23 protein-coding genes are annotated in these 20,917 nt (G+C 66.0%); 12 read left to right on the top strand and 11 right to left on the bottom strand.

The window, feature by feature from the left end; all coding sequences use genetic code 11:
• Positions 1–88 precede the first annotated feature (88 nt).
• The gene (locus tag IP69_RS01975) at positions 89–880 is read left to right on the top strand and encodes a DUF1003 domain-containing protein (RefSeq protein WP_082358806.1); all 792 of its coding nucleotides are present in this window, start codon (positions 89–91) and stop codon (positions 878–880) included.
• Here IP69_RS01975 and recO read toward each other — a convergent pair.
• From recO to IP69_RS01955, 4 genes are all read right to left on the bottom strand, one after another.
• Positions 787–1,530: a DNA repair protein RecO gene (recO, locus tag IP69_RS01970; RefSeq protein ID WP_054141124.1), complete on the bottom strand. Its 744-nt coding sequence runs from the start codon at positions 1,528–1,530 to the stop codon at positions 787–789. The genes IP69_RS01975 and recO overlap by 94 nt on opposite strands.
• A 179-nt stretch (positions 1,531–1,709) precedes the next feature.
• A complete protein-coding gene (locus IP69_RS01965) occupies positions 1,710–3,944 on the bottom strand; it encodes a bifunctional (p)ppGpp synthetase/guanosine-3',5'-bis(diphosphate) 3'-pyrophosphohydrolase (protein ID WP_054141123.1) in 2,235 nt (744 codons plus the stop codon).
• A gap of 168 nt (positions 3,945–4,112) precedes the next feature.
• Positions 4,113–4,505 (bottom strand): DNA-directed RNA polymerase subunit omega, encoded by a 393-nt coding sequence (gene rpoZ / locus IP69_RS01960; RefSeq protein WP_054141122.1) that lies wholly within the window; start codon positions 4,503–4,505, stop codon positions 4,113–4,115.
• Between the two features lie 163 nt (positions 4,506–4,668).
• Positions 4,669–6,369 (bottom strand): ATP-binding protein, encoded by a 1,701-nt coding sequence (locus IP69_RS01955; RefSeq protein ID WP_248306666.1) that lies wholly within the window; start codon positions 6,367–6,369, stop codon positions 4,669–4,671.
• 243 nt (positions 6,370–6,612) lie between these two features.
• Between IP69_RS01955 and IP69_RS01950 the strand changes: the two genes are divergently transcribed.
• From IP69_RS01950 to IP69_RS01940, 3 genes are read left to right on the top strand one after another with little or no spacing between them, the layout of a single operon-like run.
• Positions 6,613–7,362, top strand: a complete 750-nt coding sequence (locus IP69_RS01950; RefSeq protein WP_054141120.1) for a pyridoxine 5'-phosphate synthase — start codon at positions 6,613–6,615, stop codon at positions 7,360–7,362.
• A gap of 9 nt (positions 7,363–7,371) precedes the next feature.
• Positions 7,372–7,776, top strand: coding sequence for a holo-ACP synthase (gene acpS / locus IP69_RS01945; RefSeq protein ID WP_054141119.1), 405 nt, complete (start codon positions 7,372–7,374; stop codon positions 7,774–7,776).
• A 17-nt stretch (positions 7,777–7,793) separates the two neighbouring features.
• A complete protein-coding gene (locus tag IP69_RS01940; RefSeq protein WP_197279622.1) occupies positions 7,794–8,843 on the top strand; it encodes a DUF2332 family protein in 1,050 nt (349 codons plus the stop codon).
• 10 nt (positions 8,844–8,853) lie between these two features.
• On the opposite strand, the gene aqpZ is transcribed toward IP69_RS01940, so the two are convergent.
• A complete protein-coding gene (aqpZ, locus tag IP69_RS01935; RefSeq protein ID WP_054141117.1) occupies positions 8,854–9,579 on the bottom strand; it encodes an aquaporin Z in 726 nt (241 codons plus the stop codon).
• A gap of 143 nt (positions 9,580–9,722) precedes the next feature.
• Between aqpZ and IP69_RS01930 the strand changes: the two genes are divergently transcribed.
• Positions 9,723–10,841, top strand: coding sequence for a mechanosensitive ion channel domain-containing protein (locus IP69_RS01930; protein WP_054141116.1), 1,119 nt, complete (start codon positions 9,723–9,725; stop codon positions 10,839–10,841).
• Positions 10,842–10,847: 6 nt separating this feature from the next.
• Here the strand turns inward: IP69_RS01930 and IP69_RS01925 are convergent, their stop codons facing one another.
• Entirely contained in the window at positions 10,848–11,861 is a 1,014-nt protein-coding gene (locus IP69_RS01925; RefSeq protein ID WP_054141404.1) for a histidine kinase dimerization/phosphoacceptor domain -containing protein, read from the bottom strand.
• A 345-nt stretch (positions 11,862–12,206) separates the two neighbouring features.
• On the opposite strand from IP69_RS01925, the gene lepB reads away from it, so the two are divergent.
• The 7 genes from lepB to IP69_RS01890 all read left to right on the top strand — a co-directional run bounded on the left by lepB (position 12,207) and on the right by IP69_RS01890 (position 16,719).
• A complete protein-coding gene (gene lepB, locus IP69_RS01920) occupies positions 12,207–12,974 on the top strand; it encodes a signal peptidase I (RefSeq protein WP_156323234.1) in 768 nt (255 codons plus the stop codon).
• Between the two features lie 30 nt (positions 12,975–13,004).
• Positions 13,005–13,736 carry a ribonuclease III gene (gene rnc / locus IP69_RS01915; protein ID WP_054141114.1) on the top strand — a complete coding sequence of 244 codons (732 nt, stop codon included), beginning with the start codon at positions 13,005–13,007 and terminating at the stop codon, positions 13,734–13,736.
• Positions 13,729–14,658 carry a GTPase Era gene (gene era / locus IP69_RS01910; RefSeq protein ID WP_054141113.1) on the top strand — a complete coding sequence of 310 codons (930 nt, stop codon included), beginning with the start codon at positions 13,729–13,731 and terminating at the stop codon, positions 14,656–14,658. The genes rnc and era overlap by 8 nt, the downstream gene beginning before the upstream one ends.
• Positions 14,659–14,743: 85 nt before the next feature.
• Positions 14,744–15,019, top strand: a complete 276-nt coding sequence (locus IP69_RS01905) for a BrnT family toxin (protein WP_054141112.1) — start codon at positions 14,744–14,746, stop codon at positions 15,017–15,019.
• On the top strand, positions 14,988–15,266 hold the full coding sequence (locus IP69_RS01900) for a helix-turn-helix domain-containing protein (RefSeq protein ID WP_054141111.1): 279 nt from the start codon (positions 14,988–14,990) through the stop codon (positions 15,264–15,266). The genes IP69_RS01905 and IP69_RS01900 overlap by 32 nt, the downstream gene beginning before the upstream one ends.
• 88 nt (positions 15,267–15,354) lie before the next feature.
• Positions 15,355–15,939, top strand: a complete 585-nt coding sequence (pyrE, locus tag IP69_RS01895; protein ID WP_054141110.1) for an orotate phosphoribosyltransferase — start codon at positions 15,355–15,357, stop codon at positions 15,937–15,939.
• A 144-nt stretch (positions 15,940–16,083) separates the two neighbouring features.
• On the top strand, positions 16,084–16,719 hold the full coding sequence (locus tag IP69_RS01890; RefSeq protein ID WP_054141109.1) for an NYN domain-containing protein: 636 nt from the start codon (positions 16,084–16,086) through the stop codon (positions 16,717–16,719).
• A 19-nt stretch (positions 16,720–16,738) separates the two neighbouring features.
• On the opposite strand, the gene IP69_RS01885 is transcribed toward IP69_RS01890, so the two are convergent.
• The 5 genes from IP69_RS01885 to dapA all read right to left on the bottom strand — a co-directional run bounded on the left by IP69_RS01885 (position 16,739) and on the right by dapA (position 20,782).
• Positions 16,739–17,173 carry a hypothetical protein gene (locus IP69_RS01885; RefSeq protein ID WP_054141108.1) on the bottom strand — a complete coding sequence of 145 codons (435 nt, stop codon included), beginning with the start codon at positions 17,171–17,173 and terminating at the stop codon, positions 16,739–16,741.
• Between the two features lie 14 nt (positions 17,174–17,187).
• Entirely contained in the window at positions 17,188–18,534 is a 1,347-nt protein-coding gene (locus IP69_RS21660; RefSeq protein ID WP_156323233.1) for a PAAR domain-containing protein, read from the bottom strand.
• Between the two features lie 182 nt (positions 18,535–18,716).
• A complete protein-coding gene (gene smpB / locus IP69_RS01875; protein ID WP_054141107.1) occupies positions 18,717–19,190 on the bottom strand; it encodes an SsrA-binding protein SmpB in 474 nt (157 codons plus the stop codon).
• Complete coding sequence (locus IP69_RS01870) at positions 19,187–19,834, bottom strand: FMN-binding negative transcriptional regulator (protein WP_054141106.1); 648 nt, start codon at positions 19,832–19,834, stop codon at positions 19,187–19,189. Before IP69_RS01870 ends, smpB begins: the two co-directional genes overlap by 4 nt.
• 54 nt (positions 19,835–19,888) lie before the next feature.
• Complete coding sequence (gene dapA / locus IP69_RS01865) at positions 19,889–20,782, bottom strand: 4-hydroxy-tetrahydrodipicolinate synthase (protein ID WP_054141403.1); 894 nt, start codon at positions 20,780–20,782, stop codon at positions 19,889–19,891.
• Positions 20,783–20,917: the final 135 nt, after the last annotated feature.

The following is a 20,917-nucleotide window of genomic DNA, read 5'->3' as shown; positions in this document are numbered from 1 at the left end:
CATGGCGCGAATCACCCCGCTAGAACGATGGCGGGCGATATCCCCCTATACAATCGATCGCCGCACGCGCGAGACAACGGAGAGCCGCATGACGAGCCATGATCACAGCGCGGACAATGGCACCTGCTCCTTGACGGGGCAGACCGTGCCGAAGCGCGACCTCATCAGCCTCGATGCGCTGCGGCCGGCGCTCGCCGATGCGATCCGGCAGGACCATCCGGAGTTGCCGGCGCATGCGCTGATCGGCCAAGACCAGGTCGCGCTCTACCGCTCGCGCTATGTCAACGCGATGCTGGCGAGCGAACGCGGCGAGATGAACGACCTCGACCGGCAGGTCGCCGAAAGTCTGGCCCGCTCCGAGCTCATCACCAGCAACACCGATGACGAGATCGACCGCGACCGAACCTTCGGCCAGCGGCTAGCCGACCATGTCGCCAGCTTCGGCGGGAGCTGGGCTTTCCTGATCTCGTTTGGCGTCATCATCGCCTTCTGGATGTCGATCAACCTGCTCGGGGCCACCCATTTCGACCCCTATCCCTTCATCCTGCTCAACCTGCTTCTATCCTGCGTCGCCGCCGTGCAGGCACCGGTGATCATGATGAGCCAGCAGCGGCAGGAGGAGAAGGACCGCGCGCGAGCGCGCAACGACTACCAGGTCAACCTGAAGGCGGAGCTCGAGATCCGGCATCTGCACGAGAAGATGGACCATCTGGTCAACCGGCAATGGCAGAGGCTCGCCGAGATCCAGGAGGTGCAGATCGAACTGCTCCAGGAACTGCGCAGCGCTCAGGCCTCCGACGCGACCGAGGCGCGCGCCGCGATCTCGACCAGCCGCGCCCGCTCGGGCGGCTCGGCCAAGCCGCGCGGCTCGAAGACGTGACGGCGCAGGAAATAGCCGGTCAGCGCAAAGCCCGCCGTGAGATCGGCGGCTGAGGGCTGGCGGGCGCCCTGCCCTTCGCTAAGGAAGGGCGGCAGCGCCAGCAGCCGATCGCGATAGGGCTCGGCTTCCTTGCGGCTGACAGCCTTGCCTGATTTCGGCGAGACATGGCTCAGATCGTCAGGCGAACCGGTGACGGCGCAGCGCGCGAGGTCCAGCCCGAAGCCGAGTTCGGCCAACATCGCGATCTCGAAGCGCACGACCAGCGCCGGCGCGAGGCCGGGTTCGTGCAGATGCTCGACCATCACCGCCAGCGCCCCATGCAGCCCGGGATGCGGGTCCCGCTCCGGCAGCAGACGCAGGAGGGCTGAAATCGTGGCGAGCCCGTAAAGCGCGACCGGCGCCTCGATCAGCCGCGCCGCATGCGAGGCCAGCAACTCGACCTTGTATTCGCCGAGATGCTCGTCGAGCCGCGCCCGCCAGGTCAGCGACACCGCGTTGCCGGGCTGGAGCACGGGCTGCTGCTTCGACGAGCGGCCGCCGCGCACCAGGCCGAGATGGCGGCCATGGTCCCGTGTCATGGCCTCCAGGATCACGGCGCTCTCGCCATGCCTGCGGATTCCGATGATCGTGGCCTCGTCGCTCCATTCCATGGTGAGGGTTTAGGGCGGACCGCGCGACGCTGCAATTTCAGGCGCGCCGTCAGCCCAGCCGAAGCGAAGCGGAGCGCCGGGATCCATCATAGAGCACAGCGGAGCCCTATGATGGATCCCGGAGTTGCGCGGCTTCGCCGCTGATCCGGGATGACGCGGGGGATGGTTGGGAAGCCCCCCTACCCCACCACCCGCTCGACCTTGCTGATCACGCGCTTCTCGCGCAATTCGCTGATGATGGCGCTGAGATGCTTCAGGTCCCAGACCGTCAGGTCGATGACGACGTTCGTGAAGTCAGGGTTGGGGCGGTGCATCGCCACGGCGTCGATATTGCCGTCATGCTCTGCGATCGTTGTGGTGATCTGCGCCAGCGAGCCGGGCTCGTTGATCGAATGCAGCGAAATCCGCGCCGGGAAGCGCTGCGGCGCCTTGTCGTCGAGATCCCAGCGGACATCGAGCCAGCGCTCGGGCTCATTGTCGAAGGCGGCCAGCGCCGAGGACTGGATCGGGTAGATCGTCACGCCCTCGCCGGGCGTCAGGATGCCGACGATGCGGTCTCCCGGCACGGCACCGCCATGGGGCGCGAAGCGCACCGGCAGATCGCCGCCGAGGCCGCGGATCGGGATCGCGTTGTCGTCGGGGCCCTCATCTGCGGGTGTCTCGCCCGGCAGCTTGAACTTCAGATTCTCGCCCTGGCGCAGTTCGAACCAGCCCTTGCCGTTGCCGGTGGTCGCGCCGGCGGCCCTGGCTTCGGGCGCTCCGCGCTTCTCGGGCTCGAGGTCGGGGTAGACGGCCTTGACCACGTCGCCGGAATACATCTCGCCGCGCCCGACCGCCGCCAGCACGTCATCGACGGCCGTACGGGCGAGGCGCTTGAGGGCTGCCTTGAGCTTCTCGTCGGTGAAAGGACGCTCGGCCCGGTGGAAGGCGCGCTCCAGGATCTGGCGGCCCAGCCCCGAATACTGCCGGCGCACGGCGGTGCGGGTGGCGCGGCGGATCGCGGCGCGGGCCTTGCCGGTGACGACGAGCGATTCCCAGGCGGCCGGCGGCGTCTGCCCCTCGGCGCGGGTGATCTCGACCTCGTCGCCATTGGCGAGCTCGGTCAAAAGCGGCGCGATGCGGCCGTTGATCTTGGCGCCGACCGCGCTGTTGCCGACATTGGTGTGGATCGCATAGGCGAAATCGATCGGGGTGGCGCCGCGCGGCAGCGCGATCAGCCGGCCCTTGGGGGTGAAGCAGAAGACCTGGTCGTGGAAGAGTTCGAGCTTGGTGTGCTCGAGAAACTCCTCGGGGCTGTCGCCCTCGGCCAGCAGATCGACGGTGCGCCGCAGCCATTGATAGGCGCGGCTCTCATCGGCGTATTGCGCGAGATCGGTGGTGCGACCGTCCTTGTAATGGGCGTGGGCGGCGATGCCGAATTCGGCGATGCGGTCCATCGTGTCGGTGCGGATCTGCAGTTCGACGCGGCTGTGGCCGGGGCCTACCACGGTGGTGTGGATCGAGCGGTAGTCGTTCTGCTTGGGTGTCGAGATGTAGTCCTTGTAACGGCCGGGCACCATCGGCCAGGTCATGTGGACGATGCCGAGCACGCGGTAGCAATCCTCCGGCGTCTCGACGATGACGCGGAAGCCGAAGATGTCGGAAAGCTGCTCGAAGGAGATGGATTTGCGCTCCATCTTCTTCCAGATCGAATAGGGGCGCTTGCGCCTCCCTGAGACCTCCGCCTGGATGCCGCTGGCGGCGAGCTTGTCCTTCAAATCCTTCTCAATCGCGCCGATGACCTGGCCTTCGCGCTCGGTGACCTCTTCCAGCCGCTTGGTGACGGTTGCATGCGCTTCCGGCTTGATATGGCGGAAGGCCAGTTCTTCCAGTTCCTCGCGCAGCTCCTGCATGCCCATCCGGCCGGCGAGCGGGGCATAGATTTCCGCAGTTTCCTCGGCGATGCGCAGGCGCTTTTCGGGCGCCATGAAGTGCAGGGTGCGCATGTTGTGCAGCCGGTCGGCGAGCTTGACCAGCAGGACGCGGACGTCGTCGACGATGGCGAGCAGGAGCTTGCGGAAATTCTCGCCCTGAGCGGCCTTCTTGGAGACCAGGTCGAGCTTCTTGATCTTGGTCAGCCCATCCACCAGCCGGCGGATATCGGGCCCGAACATGCTCTCGATCTCTTCGAGCGTGGCGGCCGTGTCCTCGACAGTGTCGTGCAGGACGGCGGCGACGATCGTCGCGTCATCGAGCTTGAGATCGGTGAGGAGGGCCGCGACTTCGAGCGGATGGGCGAAGAACGGATCGCCAGAGGCACGCTTCTGGGTGCCGTGCGCGCGCATGGCATAGACATAGGCCCGGTTGAGCAGGTCCTCGTCGGTGTTGGGATTGTAGCTGCGAACCCGGTCGACGAGTTCGTATTGCCGCATCATGGCCATGCGGGCCCTCTGTCACGCCTGCCTGCTTCGGAGTCGGTCAATATCGGCGCGACGCAAGCAGGCAGCAAGGCGTATTCCCTGTTGGGGCCATGGAAAAAGCCCGGCTGGGCCGGGCTTTCACGGAACTGGTGAAGAGAGCATTGGCAATAAGCCGCTGGAGGATCAGTCCTCGTCGTCGGCGCTCTCGGTCGGGGGCACGAGGCCATCGAGGCCGCGCAGCAGGTCGTCCTCGCTCATGCGGTCGAACTGGACCTCCGAATCGGGGGTCGAGGCGCTCTGGCCGGGCGCTGCGAGCAGCGGCACGGTCTCGGCCTCGGGCTCGTCGACCTCGACATGCTTCTGCAGCGAGTGGATAAGGTCTTCCTTGAGATCCTCGGGCTTGAGCTTCTCGTCGGCGATTTCGCGCAGCGCGACGACGGGGTTCTTGTCGTTGTCGCGGGAAACGAGAATCGCCGAGCCCGACTGGATCATCCGCGCACGATGGCTGGCGAGGAGAACCAGCTCGAAGCGGTTGTCCACCTTGTCGATGCAATCCTCAACGGTAACGCGAGCCATGGCGCGGCTCCTTCTGATCTTTAGCGATGCAGGGAAGATGATGTGAGCCGGCCTTACAGCCAAAGCGGACGAGATGCAAGATTTGCGTGCCGCCCTGGCGCGCCGTCCCCCTCCCCCGCTTGCGGTGGGGAGGGAATTGAGGCGGTCGGCGCGCTCGCCCGGCTCACCCGCGCATCCGCCTGACCATCTCGTCCAGCCCTGGCTCGCGGCGGCCCTCGACCCCCGCGACAAGGTCCATGGCCGGCAGTTCATGGCGCGGCACTTCGGCAAAGCGCATGCGCATGGTCGTGGCAACGCCCTCGCCGAAGGCGATCGCCTCGCGATTTCCGACCGAGGACAGGAATTTGAGCGTGCTCGCCGAGGCGTCGGAAATCGCGGAGCGGATGATCTGCTGATCGACCTCGTTGGCCAGGCGCATGGCGAAGATGGTTGAGCATTGCGACAGGATGGTCGGATCGAGTTCGCCGGGTCGCTGCGTCACCACGCCGAGATAGGCGCCGTATTTGCGGCCTTCCTTGGCGATGCGGGCGATCGCCTGGCGCGTCGGCAGGAAGCCCAGCGACTGGTCGGCCGGGACGTAGCGATGGGCCTCCTCGCAAAGCAGCAGGATCTCGTAAGTGCCCTGGCTCGCCATGGCGAGGTCGAAGGCCAGCCGCGCCAGCACGGAGGCAACCGCGTCGACGACCTCCGAGGGCAGTCCGCCAAGCTGGAAGACCGTGATCGGCCGGCCATGATGGGGCACCCGGAAGATCTGCGCCACCACCGGCGCCATCGTCTCCATCATGTTGGCGCGGGCGAACATGAACTGGTAGCGCGGATCGCCATGCAGCGTCTCGAGGCGAACTTTGAGCGAGCGCAGCGAGGGGCGCGGCCAGCGCATCTCGTGCAGGCCGATCAGTTCGTCGATGATGGCGATCGCATCGATGATCCTGTAGGGCGTGGGCATGTCGCCGGCACTGCCCGCGCCGTCCTCCCGGCGGGCCATGCCGGCATCGAGCGGGCGTTTCAGCAGGGTCGAGTTGAGATCGCGCATCGGGTTGCGCTGGGTGCCGCCGCGATAGCGTTCACGCGCCGCGGACACGACCTCGCGCAGGATGTCGGCCTCCTCCTCGAAGGCCGCCCGGCCACGGAAGAGAACCTCGGCGAACTCCTCGAGCTTGAACATCCAGAATGGCAGATCGAGCCCTTCTGCGTCGATCGACAAGGCCCGGTCGGGAAAGGCGCCGGCATATTCGTTGTGCGGGTCGAGGATCAGCACGCGCAGCCGCGGCCGGGCGGCGATGGCCTTGCGCAGCAGGAGCGCCACAGCGCTCGACTTGCCGACGCCGGTTGTGCCGAGCAACGCAAAATGGCGCGCCAGCATGTCGTCGATGCAGACGGTGGCCGGGATCGTCGGATCCTGGGTCAGCGCGCCGATGGCTACGCCGTTGCGCGAGCCCAGATCATGGACGAGCGCAAGATCGCCGGTGCGGATGCGATGGGCGATGGCCCCGATCGGTGGATAGGTCGAGATGCCGCTCTGGAAGCGGACGCGATTGTCGGGCGTCTCGGTGACCTCGCCGAGCAGTTCGACCTGAATGTGGATGACGTTGTCGGTCGCCTCGTCCCAGACCGGGCTGACGGCGTGCATCTCGTAGACCAGCCCGACGATCCGCGTGGCGCCGAGATTGATCGAGATCATCCGGCCGACCGTCCAGGATTCGGGATCGAGCCCGGCCGCGCCGGCAACCGTGCTGGCGATCGTTGCCCGCGAGCCGTCGCAGGAGACCACCCGCCCCAGCGAGCGCCTGGCATCCTGGCTGCGATCGCGCCTGTCGGCGGCCACCTCGTTTTCGAATAGCTCCGATTTCACAGCAAGCTGCACGGTCGATGGTCCCTGACTTCCGGTCTTCCCCCAGCAGCGATCGTCCCACCAAGCCGTTACGATAGCCTTAGCCGGGATCCGGCCGGCCGCCGCCGCTGCCGACGGGGTTAGAAAACCGCCAACAGGGCCCGTCGCAGTTTCGCGATTTCCCGCGACGCAGTCTCCAAGCGTGACCAAGAGGCGCCTTGAGCGCGGCCGCCGTTCTCGTCTATGCACGCTGTCATCTTTGGGGAGGGACGATCCATGGCAGACCGGCTGCGATTGGGCGTGAACATCGATCATGTCGCGACCGTGCGGAATGCCCGCGGCGGCGCCCTGCCCGACCCCGTGCGTGCCGCGCATCAGGCCGTGGCCGCGGGCGCCGACGGCATCACCGCGCATCTGCGCGAGGATCGCCGCCATATCCGCGATGCCGACATGGCGCGGCTCGCCACCGAACTGACCAAGCCCCTGAACTTCGAGATGGCCGCGACCGAGGAGATGATCGCGCTGGCGCAGCGGCTCAAGCCTCATGCCGCCTGCCTCGTGCCGGAGAAGCGCGAGGAGCGCACGACCGAGGGCGGGCTCGACGTCGTCGGCCAGCACAACATGCTCGCGCCGCAGATCGTCCGGCTGCGGGAGGCCGGCTGCCGCGTCTCGCTCTTCATCGAGGCCGACGAGGCGCCGATCGCGATGGCGGCGAAGCTCGGCGCTCCGGTGGTCGAGCTGCACACCGGAACCTGGTGCCATGCGGTTGCCGACGGGCATCACGACAAGGCGCGCGCCGAGTTCGCGCGGCTGGCGAAAGGCGCGGCGTTCGCGGCGTCGCTGGGGATCGAGGTCCATGCCGGGCATGGACTCGATTTCGACACGGCGCGCCAGCTCGCCGCCGTGCCGGACTTCGCCGAGTTCAACATCGGCCACTTCCTGATGGGCGAAGCGATCTTCGTGGGTCTCGACGCGGCCATTGGCCAGATGCGGCAGGCCATGGACGAGGGACGGGCCGCCGGCTAGAGCTGAGCCATGATCCTGGGCATCGGCTCCGACCTCTGCGACATCGACCGCATCGCGAACTCGCTGGAGCGGTTCGGCGAGCGCTTCACCCACCGCGTCTTCACAGCCGGAGAGCGCGCCAAGTCCGATCGCCGGTCGACACGGGCTGCGTCCTATGCGCGGCGCTTCGCGGCGAAGGAAGCCTGCTCCAAGGCGCTCGGCACGGGGTTGCGCGCCGGCGTGTTCTGGCGCGACATGGAGGTCGTCAACCTGCCCGGCGGCGCCCCGACAATGAAGCTGACGGGCGGCGCGGCTGAGCGCCTCAAGGCGATGACGCCGGCCGGCCATGAGGCGTTCGTGCATGTCTCGATGACCGACGATCCGCCGATGGCGCAGGCCTTCGTGGTGATCGAGGCCCGGGCGCTGCCGGCCTGAGGCGGAGACCGACAGACATGCAGATGGCGCGAGAGGCGCAGGTTCGCGCGGCCTTTGCGGGCCAGGCCGATGGCTGCCGGCGCATGGGGTCCCCCTTCACCGCCCTGGTTTGCGACCTGCTCGGCGAACGTCTCGATCCATCCAGCAGCTTCGGCAACCGGATCCTGAACTGGCGCGGCGAGCCTCGTGACGATGCGCTGGCCCTGAGAGCCGCCGGCGGACTCAACGCGCTGGCCCGCTCCGGCCGCGACGCAGGGCTGGCGGCGCTGTATCCGCCCAACCAGCCCGACGCCGAAGCCTTGTGGCACGGCCTGGCTCGCGCCATCGCCGCGCATGACGCCGTCCTCACTGCCGCTCTCGACAGCGCCCCCCAGACCAACGAGGTCAAGCGCTGTGCGGTGCTGCTGGGCGGCGCGCTGCTGATCGCCCGCGACACCGGGCTACCGCTCGACCTACTGGAGATCGGCGCCAGCGCGGGGCTCAATCTCGGCTTCGACGGCTATCGCTACGAACTTGGCAACAGCCGCTGGGGGCAGCCGACGGCCTCGGTCACGATCCGCAGCGACTGGCGCGGGTCGCTGCCGCCGATGGAGGCGCCGCTGACCGTCGCCAGCCGCCGCGCCTGCGATCTCAACCCGCTCGATCCGGGGAACCCTACGGATCGCGAGCGCGTGATGTCCTATATCTGGCCGGACCAGAGCGACCGGATCACCACGACAGGATCAGCCTTCGATGCGGCTGCCGCCCAACCCTGGCGCGTCGAACAGGCGGATGCGGCGGAATGGGTCGAGGCCAGGCTGGCCCTGCCGCAGCGCGACGGCATGGCCCGGGTGCTGCTCCACACGATCATGTGGCAATATCTGCCGGCGGCGACCCAGCAGCGCATCGCGCAGGCCATGGCCCGCGCGGGCGAAGCCGCCACGCGCACGCGCCCCCTCGCCTGGTTGCGGATGGAAAGCGACCACCAGAGCGGGAGCGCGGCCGTGACCCTGACCACGTGGCCGGAAGGTGGCGAGCGCGAGATCGCACGCGCCGACTTCCACGGCCGCTGGGTGGAGTGGCGCTGAGAGCGCCCTTTTACTCCGCCGGCGCGGTGCCCACGACCTGGCCGCTCGGCTCCTCGCTGAGCCAGCGATAGGCGATACCGCCGAGCGCACCGCCGATCAGCGGCGCCAGCCAGAACAGCCAGAGCTGCTGCAGGGCCCAACCGCCGACGAAGAGCGCCGGGCCAGTGCTGCGCGCCGGATTGACCGAGGTGTTGGTGACGGGAATGCTCACCAGATGGATCAGGCAGAGGCCGAGCCCGATCGCCAGCGGCGCGAAGCCGGCCGGCGCCTTGCCATGGGTCGCGCCCATGATGATGAAGAGGAACATCGTCGTCATCACCACCTCTGTCAGGAAGCCGGCGACGAGGCTGTATTTGCCAGGCGAATGCTCGCCGTAACCATTCGAGGCGAAGCCCTTGGCGAGCTCGAATCCCGGCGCGCCGCTCGCGATCAGATACAGCACGCCCGCCGCCACGATGCCGCCGATGACCTGCGCCACGACGTAAGGCAGGATCTGGCTCGTCGGAAAACGGCCACCGGCGGCCAGGCCGACGGTCACGGCAGGGTTGAGATGGCAGCCCGAGATGTGGCCGATCGCATAGGCCATGGTGACGACCGTGAGCCCGAAGGCGAGCGAAACCCCGAGCAGGCCGATGCCGACCTGCGGGAAGCCCGCCGCGATGACCGCGCTGCCGCAGCCCGCAAAGGTCAGCCAGAACGTGCCGATGGCTTCCGCTGCGTATTTCTTGCCGTTCATGATTGTGTCCCCCCAATCCGATCCTTCGATCGTGACTCCCGCGTTCCGATAGGTCAATCGCGGCTTGGGCGGGTGGGACGGGCGATGGACCTCGATCCATCCTGCTGCGTTGCACCATGAACCCGCATGGCCAAAGGGAGCTCATGGACACCGCGATCTGGCTGGGTCAAACCCCGTTCTTCCTGCCGAGCTGGCTGATCAGCCTGGCGATCTTCGCCGGTGCCATCGCGCTTGCGATCGTGGCGCATCGCATCGTCTTCGCCGTGGTGAAGCGCCTCGTCGCCGGCATGGATCTGTTCTGGCGGTCGCTGGTCTCGCGCACCCGCGGTCCGACGCGTTTTGCCGTGATGACCATTGCCATGGGGTTCGGAGCCAGCGTTTCGCCGCTGAGCGCCGACCAGGCGGCCCTGATCCGTCAGGTGCTGCTGCTGTGCTTCATCGCCCTGATCGGATGGATCGCGACCACGGCGCTGCATATCTGGACGACCGTCTATCTGCGGCGCTTCAAGCTCGATGCCGACGATAATCTTCTCGCCCGCAAGCATGTCACGCAGACGCGCATCCTGCGCCGGGTCGGAGACATCCTGATTGTGATTATCGGTGTCGCGACGATGCTGATGACCTTCGACAGCGTCCGGCAATACGGCGTCAGCCTGCTCGCTTCGGCGGGGGCCGCCGGTCTCGTCGTCGGCCTGGCGCTGCAACCGGTGCTGAAGAACATCTTCGCCGGCATCCAGCTGGCGGTGACGCAGCCGATCCGCATCGACGATGCGCTGCTGGTCGAAGGCGAGTGGGGCAATGTCGAGGAGATCACCTCGACCTATGTCGTCCTGCGCCTGTGGGACTGGCGGCGGATGATCCTGCCGCTCAGCTATTTCATCGAAAAACCGTTCCAGAACTGGACGCGCGACAATGCCGCGCTGATCGGGACGGTGATGCTGCATCTCGATTACGAGACGCCGATCGCCGCTTTGCGCGCGAAGGTCGAGGAGATCGCGGCCGCATCACCGCTGTGGGACAAGCGCGTGGTGAATGTGCAGGTGACCGATTTCGGGCAGTCGACCATGGAGGTGCGCATCCTCGTCAGCGCCAAGACGGCGCCGAGGGCCTTCGACCTGCGCTGCGAGGTCCGCGAGAAGGTGGTCGCCTTCCTGCAGCAGGAGCACCCGCGGGCGCTGCCGCGGCTGCGGGCCGACACCGTGTCAGAGCGCGCCGGCTCGCCGGGCGCGACGGCGCGAAGCCCGGACATGGCGGCGCATTGAGCAGCGTCAGATGGGAAAGTCGACCTGCGTCGCCAGACCTGGTCCCGATCGCCGCGTGATCGTCCCCTTGAGCTGCTTGGCCAGCGCCTCGATGATGCGGTTTCCGAGGCCGTGTCCCGCCTGCGCATCCTCGGGGACGTCGGGCAGGCCGATGCCGTCATCGGCGATGGTCAGGACCGCCCTCGCCTCATCGGCGCGCTCGATCCTCACCGTGATCAGACCGCTGCGACCCGCCGGAAAGGCGTGCTTGAGCGAGTTGGTCACGACCTCGGAGACGAGCATCGAGATCGTCGTGAGCTTGCGGATATCGAAGCTCATTTCCGGCACATCGACCTGACATGAGACACCCGTCACGCCGCTCGCCTCGATGACGTCGGAGCACAGATCGATGAGATAGCTGCCGATCGGCAGATCGACCTGGCTGGGGTCGTGAAGGCGGCGATGGATGCGCGCCATGGTCTCGATGCGTCCGCGGGCCTCGTCGATGATCGCCGGGGCCGCTGCAGGGTCGGCCAGGATGCGCCGCCGCGACATGTTGAGCAGGCTGGCGACGAAGGCCATGTTGTTGGCGACACGATGCTGCAGCTCCTCGAACATCGTGCGCTGCTGCTCGGCCAGCGCGGTCGAGACGCCCTTCTCGACCTCCAGCCGCTGCATCGCCTTGGTCATCGCGTGGATGAGGGCGATATCGACGACGACAATGAAGACGTAAAAGGCGAGCGCAAAGCCGCTCTGCCAATCCAGCACGAAGCCGACGGGTGGGATGAACCAGTACCAGGCGGCCAGCCCGGACAGGGCGGCACACAGCACCCCGGCGCGCGTACCGCTCACGAAGGTGGTCAGGATCACCGCGGGGAAAAAGGTCAGGAACGGATAACCCGGTGGCAGCGTACCCTCGAGCGCATAGCGCAAAAGCACGGCGAAGCCGGTGATCGCGCCGGCCAACCCCCAGGCCAAAAGAGGCGTCCGGGTCGAGCGCAGACGTGACAGGGCGGAGGGCAAGCGGTCGAAGGACTTCACGGGGACCTGGGCGGGCGGTCGATGGAGGAGCAGGCTGGCATGCGAGGCGGGATCGAGCAACGGTGCGCGTGGCCTATTGGCGGATGTGCATAAAGCGGTTCTGCGCCGGGTCCATGTGAAAAGACGCATTCCCTGAAATAGGCTTGCCCCGTGAACGAACCGTTGCGATAGCAGCCAGGTGCGCAAAGCCTTCTTCCCAGGCGATGACGCCTCCGCCGCCAGAACCCATCGAGCATCGGACCATTGCCTTCCCCGGCCGCCGGGGCACTCCTGGCGGCGTGACATTGTCTGCGGAGGAACATTCCGCTAGACCGCGCGCTGGACCACCGTCCCAGGAGCGCCCGCGTGGCCAACGACGTCGATACCAAGAAGAAGACCGCCAAGGACGAGGGCGGCGTCCTCGAGACGATCAAGGTCGTTGTCCAGGCGCTGCTGATCGCGCTGGTGATCCGGACGCTGCTGTTCCAGCCCTTCAACATTCCGTCCGGATCGCTGATCCCGACGCTGCTGATCGGCGATTATCTCTTCGTCTCGAAATACACTTACGGCTATTCGAAGCACTCGATCCCGTTCAGCCCGCCGCTGTTTGACGGCCGTGTCTGGGCGGCTGAGCCCAAGCGCGGCGACATCGCCGTGTTCAAGCTGCCGACCGACAATTCGACCGACTACATCAAGCGCGTCATCGGCCTGCCGGGCGAGCGCATCCAGATGATCGACGGCATCCTGCACATCAACAACCAGCCGGTGAAGCGCGAGCGCATCAGCGACTTCGTCACCACCGACAATTGGGGCCGCAGTACACCGGCAATCCAGTATCGCGAAACCCTGCCCAACGGCACCACGCACCAGATCATCGAACGCGAGGGCGACCGGGGCAGCTTCGACAACACGCCGGTCTTCGTCGTGCCCGCCGGGCATTTCTTCATGATGGGCGACAACCGCGACAATTCGCTGGATTCGCGCGACCGCAGCGTCGGCTTCGTACCCTTCGAGAATTTCGTCGGCCGCGCCGAGATCATCTTCTTCTCGATCGAGGACGGCGCCTCGGCCTGGAAGCTCTGGGAATGGCCCTGGACGGTTCGCTGGAACCGTCTGTTCAGCGCGATCAAGTGATGAAGATCTGCAAGTGATGAAGATCCGCAAGTGAGCAAGGCCGGTGAAAGCGGGCGCAAGGCGCCCGATACGGCCCGCCTGCAAGCGACGCTGGGGCATGTCTTTGCCGATCAGGGGCTGCTGACCACCGCCCTCACCCATATGAGCGCGGAAGGCCCGCGCCTGGAAAGCTATCAGCGGCTGGAATTCCTCGGCGACCGCGTGCTGGGCCTGAGCATCGCCGACATGCTGTTCATGCGCTATCCGCTCGCGGCCGAAGGCGACATGTCGCGAAGGCTCGCCGACCTCGTGCGCAAGGAGACCTGCGCCGAGGTTGCGCTGGCCTGGGACCTCGGCGCCTTCATGCGTCTCGGCGAAGGCGAAATCCTCGGCGGCGCACGCAAGAACAAGGCGATTCTCGCCGATGCCTGCGAGGCGATCATTGGTGCGGTCTTCATCGATGGCGGCTATGCTGCGGCGCGCGGCCTGGTCGAGCGCGCCTTCGGCGAGCGGCTGCTGAAGCCGGTGCGGCCGCTGCGCGATGCCAAGACCGCCTTGCAGGAATGGGCTCAGGGCCAAGGCTACCCGACGCCGACCTACACCGAGCGCGGCCGCTCGGGGCCAGACCATGCCCCGGTCTTCCGCGTCGCGGCGCGGATCGCGGGTCTGGTCGATGCCGAGGCCCAGGGACAATCGAAACGACTGGCCGAGCAGGCTGCGGCGGAAGCCTTCCTGCGGCGCGAAGGCCTGTGGAGCGAAACGATGGAGAGCGACAATGGTTGAAGCGGAGATGGGCACGATTGCCCCTGCGCCGACGCGCTGCGGCTTCGTCGCGCTGATCGGTGCCCCCAATGCCGGCAAGTCGACGCTGCTCAACCAGTTGGTCGGCGCCAAGGTGTCGATCGTCTCGCGCAAGGTGCAGACGACGCGCACGCAGGTGCGCGGCATCGCGCTGTCGGGCCCGATGCAGGTGATCTTCGTCGATACGCCGGGCATCTTCCAGCCCAAGCGCCGGCTCGACCGCGCCATGGTGACGAGCGCCTGGGGCGGCGCGACCGATGCCGACCTGATCGGCGTGCTGATCGATGTCGAGCGTTTCGACAACGAGGAGAACACCCGGCTGCTCGAAAAGCTCGCCGAGCTGAAGCAGCCCAAGTTCCTGATCCTCAACAAGATCGACGTCATCGCCAAGGACAAGCTGCTCGAGATCACCACCAAGGTGAACGCGCTGGGCACCTTCGAGACGACCTTCATGATCGCGGCTTTGACCGGCTACGGCGTCAAGGACATCCTGACCTGGCTGGAGACAAGGCTGCCGCTCGGGCCCTGGCTCTATCCGGAAGACCAGATTTCCGATGCGCCGCTGCGCTTCCTCGCCGCCGAGATCACCCGCGAGAAGATCTTCGAGCGGCTGCATGACGAGCTGCCCTATCGCTCGACGGTCGAGACCGAGCAGTGGCAGCAGCGGCCCGACGGCTCGGTGCGCATCGAGCAGACGATCTATGTGGAGCGCGAGGGCCAGCGAAAGATCGTGCTCGGCGAAGGCGGCCAGACGATCAAGGCGATCGGCCAGAAGGCCCGCATCGAGATCGCCGAGGCCGCCGAGGCGACCGTGCATCTGTTCCTGTTCGTGAAGGTGCGCGAGAACTGGAGCGACGACCCGGCGCGCTATCGCGAGATGGGGCTGGAGTTCCCGAAGGGCTGAGCGCGGACGGGACTCGCCGGCCTGCACCGGACCGGCTCGTGAGCGATTTGCGGTCAGTACTGGAATCCCGTAATCTTTCACCGCGATGACGGAAGACAGGTTCGACCCTTCCAAGGATGCGGCCAACCGCGACAGGCACGGCGTCGCTCTCGCATTCGGCGACGAGATCTTCGCTGACGACGACCACCTGATCCTCCCCTCGATCCGCGAGATCGACGGAAAGGAGCGCTACAAGGTGGTCGGCATGGTCGGAGGGAAGCTGTTTGCGGGCATCTTCGTCTGGCGGGGTGATCGACCTCGCTTCATCTCGGTGAGAAGGAGCAACAAGGGTGAAGAACGCGCCTATCGAATTGGCTTCTGATCCAGCCGACGCTGAGGATTTCGACGTCACCGCCGAGGCGCTGGACCGCGCCCAGCGCGCCCGCCTGATCCGCCGCACACGGACGGGGCTGGGGCTTTCGCAGGCCGATTTCGCCAGCCGCTTCCGGGTTCCCGTCGGCACCTTGCGGGACTGGGAGCAGGCCCGGACCACCGCACCCGATTTCGCCATCGCCTATGTCCGCGTGATCGGCAAGCATCCGGAGATGGTGGCGAAGGCGGTCGCCTGAGGGGGCCACCACGGCCTTGAGTTTTGCGCGCCGATGCCTTTTATCGCGCACACCAAACGATGCACGACAGAACGATGACGGGGCTTCCATGACCGACGAAGAGGTTCTCGCCGAATTCCGCGAGGCGGGCGCGCTACTCGAAGGGCATTTCATCCTGTCGTCGGGCCGGCGCAGCGGCGTCTTCCTGCAGAAGATGTTCGTGTTCCAGGACCCGGTGCGCACCGAGCGGCTGTGCAAGGCGCTCGCCGCCAAGATCGAGGCGCGCTTCGGCAAGATCGACTATGTCGTCTCGCCGGCGGTGGGGGGCATTGTGCCGGGCTACGAGACGGCGCGGCATCTGGGCGCCAAGGCCGTCTTCGTCGAGCGCGAGGGCGGCAGCTTCACGCTGCGGCGGGGCTTCACCTTGCCGGAGGGCGCGCGCTGCATCATCATCGAGGACATCATCACCACGGGGCTGTCGCTGCGCGAATGCCGGGACTCGGTGATGGGCGAGGCCGGCACCATCCTCGGCGCCGCCTGCCTGATCGACCGTTCGGCCGGGCGCGCCGAACTCGGCATGGAGCTGGTCAGCCTGATGGAATACGCCGTGCCCGACTATGCGCCCGATGCGTTGCCGCCGGAACTCGCCGCCATTCCCGCCACCAAGCCCGGCAGCCGGGGTCTAAGCGCCTGAGGCCGCCTCATCGTTTGCCGGCTGCGGCGAGAGGTCACAGAACGCCCTGACGCGTCACGCCGGATTGCCGGCGATCAGACATGGTTCGACTGCCTTTATTTTTCATTTTGCGTGTTCAAAGCTTTTTCAGACGGAGTAATTTCAATGGCGGCCGACCCGCGCATCGCGCTTTTCATCGATGGGGCCAATCTCTACGCGACCTCGAAGCAGCTTGGCTTCGACATGGATTACCGCCGCCTGCTGCGTGAATTCCAGGGGCGCGGCAATCTGATCCGGGCCTTCTATTTCACCACGCTGATCGAGAGCGAGGAGTATTCCTCGATCCGGCCGCTGGTCGACTGGCTCGACTACAATGGCTACCGCGTCATCACCAAGGCGGCCAAGGAGTTCACCGACGCCACCGGGCGCCGGCGGATCAAGGGCAATATGGACATCGAGCTGGCGATCGAGATGCTCGAGCTCGCGCCCCATCTCGACCAGATCTACCTGTTCTCGGGCGATGGCGATTTCCGCCCGCTGGTCGAGGCGGTGCAGCGCAAGGGCGTCAAGGTCTCGGTGGTCTCCACCGTATCGACCAGCCCGCCGATGGTCTCCGACGATCTGCGCCGGCAATGCGACGAGTTCATCGACCTCGCCCAGCTGATGCAGAAGATCGGCCGCGACCCCTCCGAGCGCAATGCCCGCAGCAGCGCTGCGCCGGGCGCTCCGGTGACGCCGGGCAATCCCGGGCTGGAGCGGCGCTACGGCATCCGGCAGGGCGACGAGCCGGTCGAGGGCTGAGTTCCGCGGTAGGCAGAGCTCAGTTGTCGAACTCCAGCACAATTTTCGTGAAGCAGTTCTTCTTGTTTTGGTCGAACCCGAAGCTGACCTTATGGTTGCCAACGACGTAGCTGTAATAGGTTGGCGCAGCCGGCGGCGCACGCGGGGACGGCGGCGTGAACGCGAAATTCTTCCCGAAGGCTTGGGTCACCGCCGCTTCTTTCAGACAATGCTTGTTGACGTCGACCGACACGATCAGAAGCTTGACCAGCCCATTGGCGCGACGGACTCGCATCTCGATCCCTGAGACGAGCCCCCCACGGACGGGCGAATTGCTCCTCAACACGTCGAAGGACGGGTTGGACTGTTCGTCGAGCCGATGAAAGCGGCTTTCGAGATGCTGGGCGAACAGCGCCGGCCCGGCCTTCGGGTTGGCGCCGAGCTCCCTCACGAGGTCAATGACCGGATCACTCATGGATCGCCCTTCCGTCACGGCTGGGGATGTTCATCATAAAACTTCTTGTACGTCTCGCCATAATATTCCCGATAGGTCTTTGACGGATCGGTGCTGGGATGCTCGCCGTCGGCGAATACGTCGGCGATCTCCTTGCGCGCCTTATCGCGGTCGGCGGGATCAGGATATTTGTCGGCGATCGCCTGATACTTGTCCGTATTCGTTCCCGAAATTCCAATATCCGGCCCACCCGCGTCGTTGATCTCCGTGCGCACCTGTGCGTTCGTCAACGTCGCCTCGCCTTCGTCCTTCAGCCCGCTTTCTGTATTACGGCTGACGTACTCGTCCCGTGTCAGACCCGTATGCGGAACATACGGATCGGCCGTGTATAGCGCGTGGCCCGATTCATGCGCGAGCGTCTTGGTGATCGACGCCGTGTTGCCCTTATCGTTGGGGTCGATGACGATTGTCTTTCCAGGCTTGTCGCAGAATGATCCCTTGCCTGGCTCGCCGTATTTGATGGTCCAACCTTCATCCTGCAGCTTCTTCAGATTGGATTGCAGCGTCGGCGACTTGGCCGCGAGTTTGTCAACGTCGGCGCCCAGTCCGGTCTTGACTGGGGGATTCACGGCAGCGTCCCACGCCGACCGAAGAAGGTCGAGACCTTTATGGATCGCAGCGAGGACAGAGGCGGCGACCTTGGTGATGAGGCTCTTGAGTGCCTCCTTGACCCTCGCCACTACCTCTCTGACGAAGGTGACGATATCGCCCAACAGCGAGATAGCGGCGGCGACCGCCTGCTTGATCATGTCGGCGAGCGCGCCGAACAGAGCGCCCAGCCCCATCCCGCCTACGCCGGCGGGCTTGCCGATCAACACCGTCGGCAGTCCCATCACGATGGGATCCAGCGGCCCTAGCGCCTCGAGCACATTATCGCCCACCGAACAGGCCGGCAGCCCGTTGATGAGCACCGAAGGACTGCCGTCGATCACCATGCCGGGGCCGTGCGGAATGGGCGGAGGGACGGGCGTCAGGCAGATATGCGTGTCAGGCATTCCCCCCAGCGCGGCCGACGCGGCGCCGAGGGCCTTCATCACCGTGCCCATTGCCGTGGAAGCCAGATTTTTGGCTGCGATCTCGAGCGCCAGCGCTGCGGGCGCGCCCGGTGTTCCCGCTGCGGCCTTGGTGGCCGTCTCGGCAGTCGTTATAACCGCGTCCGACACGGCCTTGGCCGCCTGGAGCGCCATTGCGGCGAGGGCAGGAAGGCCTCGCCAAGCCGGTATCGATCCAATGTGGACGTTCATCGACCCAATACCGGGCGTCAGAACCCCCGGCAGCGGGTGCGCCACCTTGTCGCCCACGCGTGCCGCCGGGTTGCCCATCAGCGATTTCCGTTAAATCGGCCGATGGAGGCTAAAACAACGGTATAGATCGCGTCAACAATAGCTTGCACGTATTACAGGGCCTGGCGTCAATTTCAGCATGGGCCGACGATGAGTATCGTTGATTGTGATTTGTCGGCTAGCTAGAGAGCCGTCGTCGTACAAGAGCGAAGCATCGCGCCTCACGCACCGCCCTTCAGAATCCTTGCCTTGTCGCGGTTCCAGTCGCGGTTCTTTTCGGTTTCGCGCTTGTCGTGCAGCTTCTTGCCGCGGCCGAGGCCGAGTTCGACCTTGGCCCGGCCCTTGTCGTTGAAATAGACCTTGAGCGGGATCACCGTATAACCGTCGCGCTGGATCGCGCCCATCAGCTTGTTGATCTGCTTGCGGTGAAGCAGGAGCTTTCGCGGGCGCTTGACGTTGTGGTTGAAGCGGTTGGCCTCGAGATATTCCGGGATATGGGCGTTGAACAGGAAGAGCTCGGTGCCCATCGGCCCGGCATAGCTCTCGCCGATCGTCGCCCGGCCGCTGCGCAACGACTTGATCTCGGTGCCCTGCAAGGCGATGCCGGCCTCCAGCGTCTCCATGATCTCGTAATTATAGCGCGCCTTGCGGTTGTCTGCCGCGAGCCTGAAGCGTTCCGGATCGAGCTTGCTCATGCCGTGCCGCCCAGCGCATGCGTCCTGACGAGCTGCGCCATCACTTGGGATTCCGATTCAGGATCGGCGCTCAGACCGTCGAGAACGCTGTGCTTGTCGGCCTCGGGCCGATTCTGGCTGAGCTTGAACTTGCCGACCAGCGCGGCGATCTCGATCTCGATGCCGACGATGCCGCGCGACAGCGCATTGATGAAGGGCGCGGGCGCATCCGTCACCGCCCAGGGCTCGGCGCGCGGCCGCTCCTGCTGCGCGGTCAGCGCTTCCAGATGGGTGTGGAGCCAGACCCCGTCCTCGATCGCGCGGGCAGGGCCGCGCGCCTGCACCGTGACGTAATTCCAGGTCGGCACGACCTTGCCATGCTCCTGCTTGGAGGCATACCAAGCCGGCGTGACATAGCGCTCGGTGCCGGTGAAGATCACCAGCGTCTCGGCTCCCGCGGCGATCGCCTTCCATTGCGGGTTGGGCCGCGCGAGATGGGCACGCAGCACGCCCTGCTCGCCCTCATCGGCATGCAGGACGAAGGGCACCGGATTGGCGATCAGACCGCCCTCGCCCATCGTCACCAGCGTCGCCAGCGGATGGGCGCGCATGACGTCGAAAAGCGCGTCGCGATCCTCGACCTTGAAGTGGCTGGGCTCGTACATCGTCTGGTTCCCTGGCGTCGGCCGGGGCAACCGGACTGACGCGACATTCCCTATCTAGGCATTCAGCAGGCCGGCGAACACCATCGCCTCGCGAATGACCTTGCCCGTCGGCGCGGTGACCGGCAACAGCGGCAGGCGGACCTCCTCCTCGATGCGGCCGAGCAGGGCCAGACCATGCTTGGCGCCGGCGAGGCCGGGTTCCTTGAAGATCGCGTCATGCAGCGGCACGAGACGGTCCTGGACCTTGAGGGCACCGGCATAGTCGCCCTTCAGCACGGCGGCCATCAGCTGCGCGCACAATTGCGGCGCGACATTGGCGACGACCGAGATGCAGCCATGGCCGCCGGCCGCCATATAGGCCAGCGCGGTCATGTCCTCGCCCGAGAGCTGGATGAAATCCGGACCCATGGCGTGGCGCTGCTGCGAGACGCGGGCGAGATTGGCGGTCGCGTCCTTGACGCCTGCAATGTTCTTCAGCTCGTAGAGCCGCGCCATCGTCTCGACCGACATGTCCACGACCGAGCGCGGCGGGATGTTGTAGATGATGATCGGGATGCCGATCGCATCGTTCACCGCCTTGAAGTGCTGATACATGCCTTCCTGGGTCGGCTTGTTGTAATAGGGCGTGACCACCAGAACCGCCTGGGCGCCGGCCTTCTCGGCATGAACAGCGAGATCGATCGCCTCGGTGGTGTTGTTGGAGCCGGCGCCGGCGATGACGGGCACCCGCCCCCCGGCTTCAGCGATCACGATCTCGACGACGCGCTTGTGCTCGTCATGGGAGAGCGTCGGGCTCTCGCCGGTGGTGCCGACCGGCACGAGACCCGAAGAGCCGCTCTCGATCTGCCAGGCGACGAGCGCGCGCAGCGCATCCTCGTCGATCAGGCCGTCCTTGAACGGCGTCACCAGCGCGGGTAGCGAACCGGTGAAGGCGGAATGCTTGGTCATGACGGCGGCGTCCTGGCGTGAAGCGAGCGGCGAGAGGGCGACACACATAAACCGTCCCCCGCGGCCCGCAAAGCCGGCTCGCCATAAAAAGGCGGCGGCGCATGGTTAAGACTTCATAAACCCGCTTCCGCGAGC

It is taken from the genome of Allobosea sp. AAP35, assembly GCF_001295925.1.
Lineage (GTDB): Bacteria > Pseudomonadota > Alphaproteobacteria > Rhizobiales > Beijerinckiaceae > Allobosea.
The sequence above is the reverse complement of the archived record's forward strand: the minus strand, read 5'-3'. Positions and strand labels throughout refer to the sequence as shown.

Excerpts from the sequence above, each read along its gene's own strand:
- IP69_RS01975 (WP_082358806.1), top strand. The coding sequence starts at position 89 with ATGACGAGCCATGATCACAGCGCGGACAATGGCACCTGCTCCTTGACG.
- recO (WP_054141124.1), bottom strand. The coding sequence starts at position 1,530 with ATGGAATGGAGCGACGAGGCCACGATCATCGGAATCCGCAGGCATGGC.
- IP69_RS01965 (WP_054141123.1), bottom strand. The coding sequence starts at position 3,944 with ATGATGCGGCAATACGAACTCGTCGACCGGGTTCGCAGCTACAATCCC.
- rpoZ (WP_054141122.1), bottom strand. The coding sequence starts at position 4,505 with ATGGCTCGCGTTACCGTTGAGGATTGCATCGACAAGGTGGACAACCGC.
- IP69_RS01950 (WP_054141120.1), top strand. The coding sequence starts at position 6,613 with ATGGCAGACCGGCTGCGATTGGGCGTGAACATCGATCATGTCGCGACC.
- acpS (WP_054141119.1), top strand. The coding sequence starts at position 7,372 with ATGATCCTGGGCATCGGCTCCGACCTCTGCGACATCGACCGCATCGCG.
- IP69_RS01940 (WP_197279622.1), top strand. The coding sequence starts at position 7,794 with ATGCAGATGGCGCGAGAGGCGCAGGTTCGCGCGGCCTTTGCGGGCCAG.
- aqpZ (WP_054141117.1), bottom strand. The coding sequence starts at position 9,579 with ATGAACGGCAAGAAATACGCAGCGGAAGCCATCGGCACGTTCTGGCTG.
- IP69_RS01930 (WP_054141116.1), top strand. The coding sequence starts at position 9,723 with ATGGACACCGCGATCTGGCTGGGTCAAACCCCGTTCTTCCTGCCGAGC.
- era (WP_054141113.1), top strand. The coding sequence starts at position 13,729 with ATGGTTGAAGCGGAGATGGGCACGATTGCCCCTGCGCCGACGCGCTGC.
- IP69_RS01905 (WP_054141112.1), top strand. The coding sequence starts at position 14,744 with ATGACGGAAGACAGGTTCGACCCTTCCAAGGATGCGGCCAACCGCGAC.
- pyrE (WP_054141110.1), top strand. The coding sequence starts at position 15,355 with ATGACCGACGAAGAGGTTCTCGCCGAATTCCGCGAGGCGGGCGCGCTA.
- IP69_RS01890 (WP_054141109.1), top strand. The coding sequence starts at position 16,084 with ATGGCGGCCGACCCGCGCATCGCGCTTTTCATCGATGGGGCCAATCTC.
- IP69_RS01885 (WP_054141108.1), bottom strand. The coding sequence starts at position 17,173 with ATGAGTGATCCGGTCATTGACCTCGTGAGGGAGCTCGGCGCCAACCCG.
- IP69_RS21660 (WP_156323233.1), bottom strand. The coding sequence starts at position 18,534 with ATGGGCAACCCGGCGGCACGCGTGGGCGACAAGGTGGCGCACCCGCTG.
- smpB (WP_054141107.1), bottom strand. The coding sequence starts at position 19,190 with ATGAGCAAGCTCGATCCGGAACGCTTCAGGCTCGCGGCAGACAACCGC.
- IP69_RS01870 (WP_054141106.1), bottom strand. The coding sequence starts at position 19,834 with ATGTACGAGCCCAGCCACTTCAAGGTCGAGGATCGCGACGCGCTTTTC.
- dapA (WP_054141403.1), bottom strand. The coding sequence starts at position 20,782 with ATGACCAAGCATTCCGCCTTCACCGGTTCGCTACCCGCGCTGGTGACG.